Source organism: Micromonospora sp. ALFpr18c (assembly GCF_008868155.1).
In the GTDB taxonomy this organism is placed as follows: Bacteria; Actinomycetota; Actinomycetes; order Mycobacteriales; family Micromonosporaceae; genus Micromonospora.
Genome location: NZ_WBKR01000063.1, coordinates 21671 through 28683 on the forward strand (window position 1 = coordinate 21671; position 7013 = coordinate 28683).

Consider the following 7013-nt stretch of genomic DNA (forward strand, 5'->3'; position numbering starts at 1 on the left):
TGTCAGCTCCGGACGCAGCAGCCCTGGCACACCTTGGGGCTGGGCAGCGTGAACGCGAGGCAGCAGGTGCGTCGCTGCACACTCGGCTCGCCGCCCGGCCCCGGCACCAGCTCGACCAGGTCGGCCAGGTCGAGCGCGCCGAGCAGGGTGTCGATGCTCTGCACCGTGGAACCGGGCAGCCCGTCCGCGGCACGCAGGATGCCGTGCGCGATGCCGGAGGCCACCGATCCGAGCAGCGTACGGGTGCCCACCCGGACCTCCGCCTGGATCGCCGTGATCAGCGGAGCCAGGTGGGCGTCGAGCAGGGAGGCCCGCAACACGGCCAGCAGCTCCGCCTCGTCGGCGACGACGCGGACCTCCGGCAGGCCGGCGAGCGCCAGCGGGTCGCTCGGCAGGACCGCCACGGCGGTGCTGCGCCGCAGGCCCAGCGTGAGCAGAGGGCGGTGGTCCTCGAAGTGGATCAGCACGTCGGCCGGGTCGAGCAGGGGCACCCGGCGGGCCGAGGCCCAGCCGAGCACGACCGGAAGCGCCGTCCAGTAGCTGTACGACTTCCAGGCCAGCGCCGCGCAGGCATGCGGGGTGCCGCCCCAGCGGACGGCGGCGGCGCGCAGCAGCTCCGGCAGCCGGCTGCCGTCAATCAGGGTGGTGGCGGGCGCCCAGCCGAACTCGTCGTCGACCAGCAGGCCCCGGGCGAGCCCGGGCAGGTCGTCGGTGCCGAACATGGAACGCAGGGCCGCGGTGACGGGGGCGAGCGGCGTGGCGGTCACGTCCCGCCTCGGCATCACCGCTGTCACCTGAGTCGTCCCCCGTCCGACTGACCGGGAGCGTGCCCCGGCGGACGACACGTGCCGTCCTGAGCTAAGGCTAGCCTAACAAAGCCGGCTGGTCTAAGTGAGTGTCGGAACGTGGGCGACAAGTTTCCGGCGGCAACCCGGCGGCAACCCTGCGGCGATTCCGGCATCGGCCCCCAGACCGGGACGACAGGTGAGGCCCCGGATCACGTACCGCGATCCGGGGCCTCGGCAGCGCGCTCAGTCGTTCAGGCCGCAGTCCTTGGCCGGCGTCGGAGTGCAGGACAGCTTCTGGTAGCCGGGCGGCGGGGAGACCTCCAGCTTCGCCTGATTCTCAGTGGTGCGGGGCAGCCACTCGTAGTCGCTGGTGGTGGTGCCGGTGAAGCCCTTGGCGACCACGCGTACCGGCAGGTAGGACTTCGTGTCGACCCAGATCTGCATCGACTCCTCGGCCGCCTTCGCCTTGTCCATGGCGCTGCCCGGACCGCCCAGCCACTGCAGGTGCAGGGCCTGCTTGCCGTTCACCGTCTCCTTGCCGACAAGCGTCACCTTCCCGCTGTCGACCGCGCGCTTGAGATCGGTGGGGTTGAGCCCCGGCGGCAGCGACTGGATCCGGTTGCTGGCGGCGGCCCCGAGCTGGTTGACCTCGAAGGTCCACCACTTCTTCTTGTCATGGTTGAACTCGGTGGCGGCGGAACCGTCCAGTACGACGGTGAACGAGCGGGTCTCGCCGAAGAAGATCTGGTTGTCCTGCCGTTCCCGCTTGCTGGTGGGGTCGCTCCAGGCCTCGATCATGCTGGCCGGCTTGCCGTCGCGGCCCTGGTGTGCGGACTTCTCGTACCGGATGTATGTGGGCAGTTCGCTCAGTGCGGTGGCGGTCTGCTCGGCGACGTAGCTGACGGTGAACATGTCGGCGGTCTCCGGCGTGGTGCTGCTGCCACCCCCGGGAGTGAGGACCAGCGAGGCGGCCACCGCGGCGGCGGCGATCACCGGCACGGCAGCGGCGAGACCCAGGGTCCGGGTGCGGTGCCTGTTCTTGCGGTGGAGGGTCTCGGTGAGGCCCGATGGTGCGTTCATCGCGTACGTCTCCTCGTGTAGCCGGTCGCCCAGCAGTCGGCCCAGCTGTTCGTCGTCGAAAGCGGTCATTGGGAAGCCCTTATCTCTTGGGTCTCGTGAAAGTCGCCGAGCAGTTCGCGCAGCCGGGACAACGCGCGCGAGGTGTACGACTTGACCGTTCCGGTCGAGCAGCCGACGAGTTCCGCCGTCTGCTCGATGGACAGGTCCTCGAAATACCGGAGGACGATCACCTGTCGCTGCCGGATCGGTAGCTGCGCCAACGCGGCGGTGACCGTCTGCCGCTCCCCGATGCCGTCGAATCCGGGATCGGGGGAGCGGAACGCATCGGGGTTGTCCGGCAGCGCCGTCTCCCGGGGGCGCCGCAGAAGAGCCCTGATCCGGTCGCGAGACAGATTGACCATCACCTGCCGGGTGTACGGCTCAGGTGCGTCACGGGCCTTCGGCCAGCGACGCATCGTACGGAGCAGGGCCGTCTGCAGCAGGTCCTCTGCGTGGCCACGGTCCCCGGTGAGGAGGTACGCGAGGCGCAGGAGCGCTGCGGACCTCTGTTCGACGAACGTGTCGAAACTCGCATCAACTCTCACGGAAGAAAGAACTCCGCCGGCCGGCCGGGGGTTGCCAGCAACGTCGGCCGTGACAAGAAGGGGCGGCAGGATCGACGTCCCTCGCTGGATTGTCAAGCGGTGTGTCGGCAAGGTGCCATATACGTGTGCGCTCGGCCACGGAACGTGAAACTAATACTCCCGGCCACGAGGAAGCCGATGACGATCTCCCCCCTCGATCGGGCTGCCGACTCCTTCGCTGCCGAGCTCGCCCGACAGCGGACCGGGCGAGGGCTGTCCAAAAAGCAACTGGCCATCCTGATGGGGTTCGACCCGTCCTACGTCAGCCACGTCGAAGGGCGCCGGCACCGCCCCACCGAGGACTTCGCCCGCCGCGCCGAGTCCGTCCTGGAGGCCGGCGGCGCGATCTGGCAGCGCTTCCGGGAGTACGACGACGTCCGCCACGCCCGCTCCGGCCAACCGCCACGGGAGTCACCCCTTCCCGGCCAGTGGCTGCCACCCGGCACCGGTCTCGTGGTGGAGCGGGAAACGGCCACCCTCGTCCACACCGACGGCGGCTACCGGTGCGTCATCCACCGTGAGCTGTACAACGCCGGCACCGAGCCGGTCACCCGCTACCTGGTCCGGGTCGCCGTCGACCGCTACCCGAACGACCCCGGCCGCTCCAACCGGCACCACCGGGAGCACCCCCTCACCTTCGCCGAGCTGCAACTACAGGCCCGCCGCGACGACGGCGGCGGCGACCCGGAGCCGATGCACTGGCGGGCCAAACACGACCGGGACGCGTTCAAGGAGATCTGGCTGCTCTTCGAGAACGGTGAGCGGCGCTTCCCGCTCTACCCCGGCGACCGGGCCACCATCGAGTACGCGTACAGCGTCGGGCAGGACAAGTGGGGGCCGTGGTTCCAGCGGGCCGTCCGCCTGCCCACCCGGCACCTCGCCGTACGTCTCGACCTGCCGGCGGCGCTCGACCCGCAGGTCTGGGGCGTGGAAACCTCGCTCTCGGCGGAGGAGGGCCCGCTGCGTACGGCGCCGCAGCGACACGACGAGGGCGACCGGGCGATCTTCGACTGGCAGACCGACGACCCTCCGCTGAACGCCCGCTACCGGATGCAGTGGCGCCTCCGCGCCCGCCCGGACACCGAACCGGACGTCGACACCGTCGGGACCCGGGTGCGGCCCAGCGACCGGATGCGCGGGATCGGCATCGTCCAGCGCGGCGCCGACCTGCTCCGCCAGCGGGCCCGCCCGTTCGACCTGCCCGCCGAGGAACAGGTGGCCCGGGACATCGTCGACCGGCTGACCGCGGTCGTGGTCCGGCTCGACGAGCTGCACCCGTTCAGCAAGGGGGTGGGTGTCGCCGCTCCGCAGCTCGGCATCGGCCGGGCGGCGGCCGTGGTGCGGCCTCCGGACCGGGCGGCCGAGCCGGTCGTGCTGCTCAACCCCCGGGTCGTCGACGGCGACCCGGACACCGACGAGCAGTACGAGGGCTGCCTCTCCTTCTTCGACCACCGGGGTCTGGTGCCCCGGCCGCTGCGACTGGACGTGGAGCACGCCCAGTGGGACGGCAGCCGGATCATCACCTCGTTCGAGTTCGGCATGGCCCGGCTCGTCGCACACGAGATCGACCACCTGGAGGGCCGGCTCTACGTCGACCGGATGGCACCCGGCGTGCCGCTCGTGCCGGTGGAGGAATACCGGGAGACCGGGCAACCCTGGCGGTACTGACCAACGAGGGGGACCGGGGCGCGCGCCCCAGGGGGCAGGGGCACGCGCCCCGGTGTGGGGGGAGGAACGTCTAGAGGTCGCCGAAGGTGTCGTAGCGGATGTGCGGGGGCGGCACGTCGTCCGCGGCCAGCACCCGCAGCGTGGACCGGACCATCCGGGCCGAGCCGGAGACGTAGCAGTCGTGGGTGGTCCACGGGCCGTAGCGGGCCACCACGTCCGGAATGTCACCCACCTCGCCGTCGAAGTCCGGGTCGTCGCTGCACGCCGCCGTCACCGACAACCACGGGTGTACGGCCATCAACTCCTGCAACCCGGCCAGGCCGTACAGGTCGGCCGCCTGCCGGGCGCCGTAGAAGACGTGCACCCACCGCGTCCGGTTGTAGGAGGCCAACTCCTCCACCAGCGCCTTGATCGGCGCGAGCCCGACCCCGCCGGCCACGCAGAGGATGTCCCGTTCCGACGACCGGTCCAGGATCATCGAACCCATCGGCGCGGCCAGCCGCAGCAGGTCACCCGGCTGGACCCGGCGGACCAACGCACCGGACACCCAGCCCGCGCCCGGCGTCCGCACGTGGAACTCCAGGATGTTGTCGTCGTTCGGGGCGTTCGCCACCGAGTACGTCCGCCACACCCGGGGGTGGTGCCGCGGCACCTCCAGGCTGACGTACTGCCCGGCCTCCCAGCGCAGCGGATGCTGCAACGCCCGGCAGGTCAGCACGGCCGTGTCCGGGCCGTACCGCTCGTGGGTCAGCACCTCGGCGTGCCAGAACGGCGGGTTGTCGTCGGCCGCCGCCCCGGCCATCATCTTCGCCGATATCGCCGCGTATGCGTCCCGCCACGCCTGGTCGTACTCCAGGTTCCATCCGTCGCCGGCGGTGCTGCGCAGCGCGTCCAGCAGCGCGACGCCCATCGTCGCGTAGTGCCGGTCGTCAACGTGGTACTTACGGTGGTCACGGCCCAGCGCTCGAAGGAACTCGTCGAAGCTCTCCGGGTCGTCCACCGCGTGGATGGCCGTGATGATCGCTTCCAACAGGCGGTCACCCTGGCCGGTCATCTGCACCGGAAAAAGTTGACGCAGGGCGGGGTCGAGCAGGAACAACCGGGCGTAGAAGTGCCCGCTGAGCCGGTCCCGGTCCTCCTCGACCAGGGTCCAGCTCTCCTTCAGCAGCCGCGCGACGTCATCCACGAGGGCGCTCCTTCTCCAGACGGCAGCGGATCGGGCGCCCATAGAATGTCCACGGAGAGTGTCGATCGGTCGCACAGAATGTGCGATCGGTTCACGCCGGCCGGTCGGCCCTGCCAGGGCGGCGGCCCGTCGGGCAGAGTGGTGCGGTGACCGTTGAGCTGACCCGCCCGGTGTCCCGCCGGCTCCTGGGGACCGAGACGCTGCTGGTCCTCGGCCTGTCCCTCGGCCAGTCCGCGGTCTACGCGGTGGTGTCGATCATCGCGAAGTTGACCGCCGACGGGCCGCTCTCCAAGCAGACCGCCTCGCTGAACACCTCGGCGTCGGCCCGCCCCTGGCTGGACCTGACGTACCAGCTGCTCGGCATCGTGTTCGCGCTGCTGCCGGTGCTGCTCGCCGTACACCTGCTCAGCCGTGACCCCGGCGACCCGGCGCGGACCCTCGGCCTGGACGCCCGGCGGCCCGGCCAGGACCTGGCGCGCGGTGCCGGCCTCGCCGCGCTGATCGGCCTGCCCGGGCTGGCGCTGTTCTTCGTCGCGGCCCAGCTCGGCCTCAACGCGACGCTGGTGCCGGCCGCGCTGCCGCAGGTCTGGTGGGCGGTCCCCGTGTTGATCCTCGCCGCCGTGCAGAACGCCGTGCTGGAGGAGGTGATCGTGGTCGGCTACCTGGTCACCCGGCTGCGTCAGCTCCAGTGGCGGCTCGCCGCGATCATCGCGGCCAGTGCGCTGCTGCGCGGGTCGTACCACCTCTACCAGGGCTTCGGCGCGTTCGTCGGCAACGCGGTGATGGGCGTGATCTTCAGCCTCTTCTACCTGCGTACCCGGCGGGTGATGCCGCTGGTCATCGCCCACACCCTGCTCGACGTGGTGGCCTTCGTCGGCTACGCGCTGCTGCCCCGGGAGTGGTTCGACTGGCTCTGACGCGGCCGGTAGGCGGCCACCGCGCGGGCCGCGAGCCGGTCCGCCGCCGCCGCGTCGCCCAGCGCCGCGGCGAGCACCGCCGCCCCCGGCAACAGCCGTGACGCCAGACGCAACGCCAGCCACCCACCGGCCTGCGCGGTGAGGGGCGCCGCCAGCCGCCAGGCGGCCTCCGCCGCCCGCGGCCACGCACCCTCGACCGGGTCGTCCGCCGCCCGAGCGGCGGCCAACGCGGCACGCGCGCTCTCCGGATCCGGATGCACCCGGGTCAGCACCAGCAGCTCGGCGGCCCGGTCCGGATGGGCCGGATCCCTGCCGTACGCCGCCGCCAGGTGCAGCACCAGGTTCGAGTGGGTCCACAGCACCGAGGCCAACTCGGCCAACGGCGCGAAGAGCCCGGCCAGCGCGGCCGCGGCCCCGCCCGCGCCCGCCGACCGCACGAACCGCCGGGTCGCCAGCCGCGCCAGGCCGTCCGCCGACGCGTCCGGGTAGCGGGTCCGCAGCCGCTCGGCCCAGTCGGCCGCGCCGGGCCCGAGCGACTCCACCGCCGACAGCGCCAGCAGCTCCGGAGCGAAGCCCGGGTGGTCGCGCAGGCGCGCGGCCACCGCGCGCAGGTCAGATTCCGGGGTACGCGGTGAGAGCGCCCCTGGGGTGGCTGGGGACGCCGTTTCCGGGCTGGCCGTTTCCGGGCTGGCCTCTGGTGTGGGTCTTGGGGTGCGCTTCTTCGGCGCGGTGGCCTTGGGTGGGGTGGCCT

Annotated in this window: 7 protein-coding genes; 2 read left to right on the forward strand and 5 right to left on the reverse strand. The window is 71.8% G+C overall.

Annotated features, from left to right (window positions below; translation table 11 throughout):
- Nucleotides 1-2: 2 nt before the first annotated feature.
- From F8271_RS13960 to F8271_RS13970, 3 genes are all read right to left on the reverse strand, one after another.
- Complete coding sequence (locus F8271_RS13960) at nt 3-782, reverse strand: IucA/IucC family C-terminal-domain containing protein (RefSeq protein ID WP_151490122.1); 780 nt, start codon at nt 780-782, stop codon at nt 3-5.
- A 249-nt stretch (nt 783-1031) separates the two neighbouring features.
- Nucleotides 1032-1937, reverse strand: a complete 906-nt coding sequence (locus F8271_RS13965; protein ID WP_151490124.1) for a DUF3108 domain-containing protein — start codon at nt 1935-1937, stop codon at nt 1032-1034.
- Nucleotides 1934-2548, reverse strand: coding sequence for a SigE family RNA polymerase sigma factor (locus F8271_RS13970; RefSeq protein WP_370461902.1), 615 nt, complete (start codon nt 2546-2548; stop codon nt 1934-1936). Before F8271_RS13970 ends, F8271_RS13965 begins: the two co-directional genes overlap by 4 nt.
- 81 nt (nt 2549-2629) lie before the next feature.
- Between F8271_RS13970 and F8271_RS13975 the strand changes: the two genes are divergently transcribed.
- Nucleotides 2630-4159: a peptide deformylase gene (locus tag F8271_RS13975; RefSeq protein ID WP_151490127.1), complete on the forward strand. Its 1530-nt coding sequence runs from the start codon at nt 2630-2632 to the stop codon at nt 4157-4159.
- Nucleotides 4160-4229: 70 nt separating this feature from the next.
- Here the strand turns inward: F8271_RS13975 and F8271_RS13980 are convergent, their stop codons facing one another.
- The gene (locus F8271_RS13980; RefSeq protein WP_151490129.1) at nt 4230-5345 is read right to left on the reverse strand and encodes a globin domain-containing protein; all 1116 of its coding nucleotides are present in this window, start codon (nt 5343-5345) and stop codon (nt 4230-4232) included.
- Nucleotides 5346-5491: 146 nt separating this feature from the next.
- Between F8271_RS13980 and F8271_RS13985 the strand changes: the two genes are divergently transcribed.
- Nucleotides 5492-6262 carry a CPBP family intramembrane glutamic endopeptidase gene (locus F8271_RS13985; RefSeq protein WP_151490131.1) on the forward strand — a complete coding sequence of 257 codons (771 nt, stop codon included), beginning with the start codon at nt 5492-5494 and terminating at the stop codon, nt 6260-6262.
- On the opposite strand, the gene F8271_RS13990 is transcribed toward F8271_RS13985, so the two are convergent.
- On the reverse strand, nt 6223-7013 hold a 791-nt coding region (locus F8271_RS13990), incomplete at its 5' end, for a hypothetical protein (protein ID WP_151490133.1). The genes F8271_RS13985 and F8271_RS13990 overlap by 40 nt on opposite strands.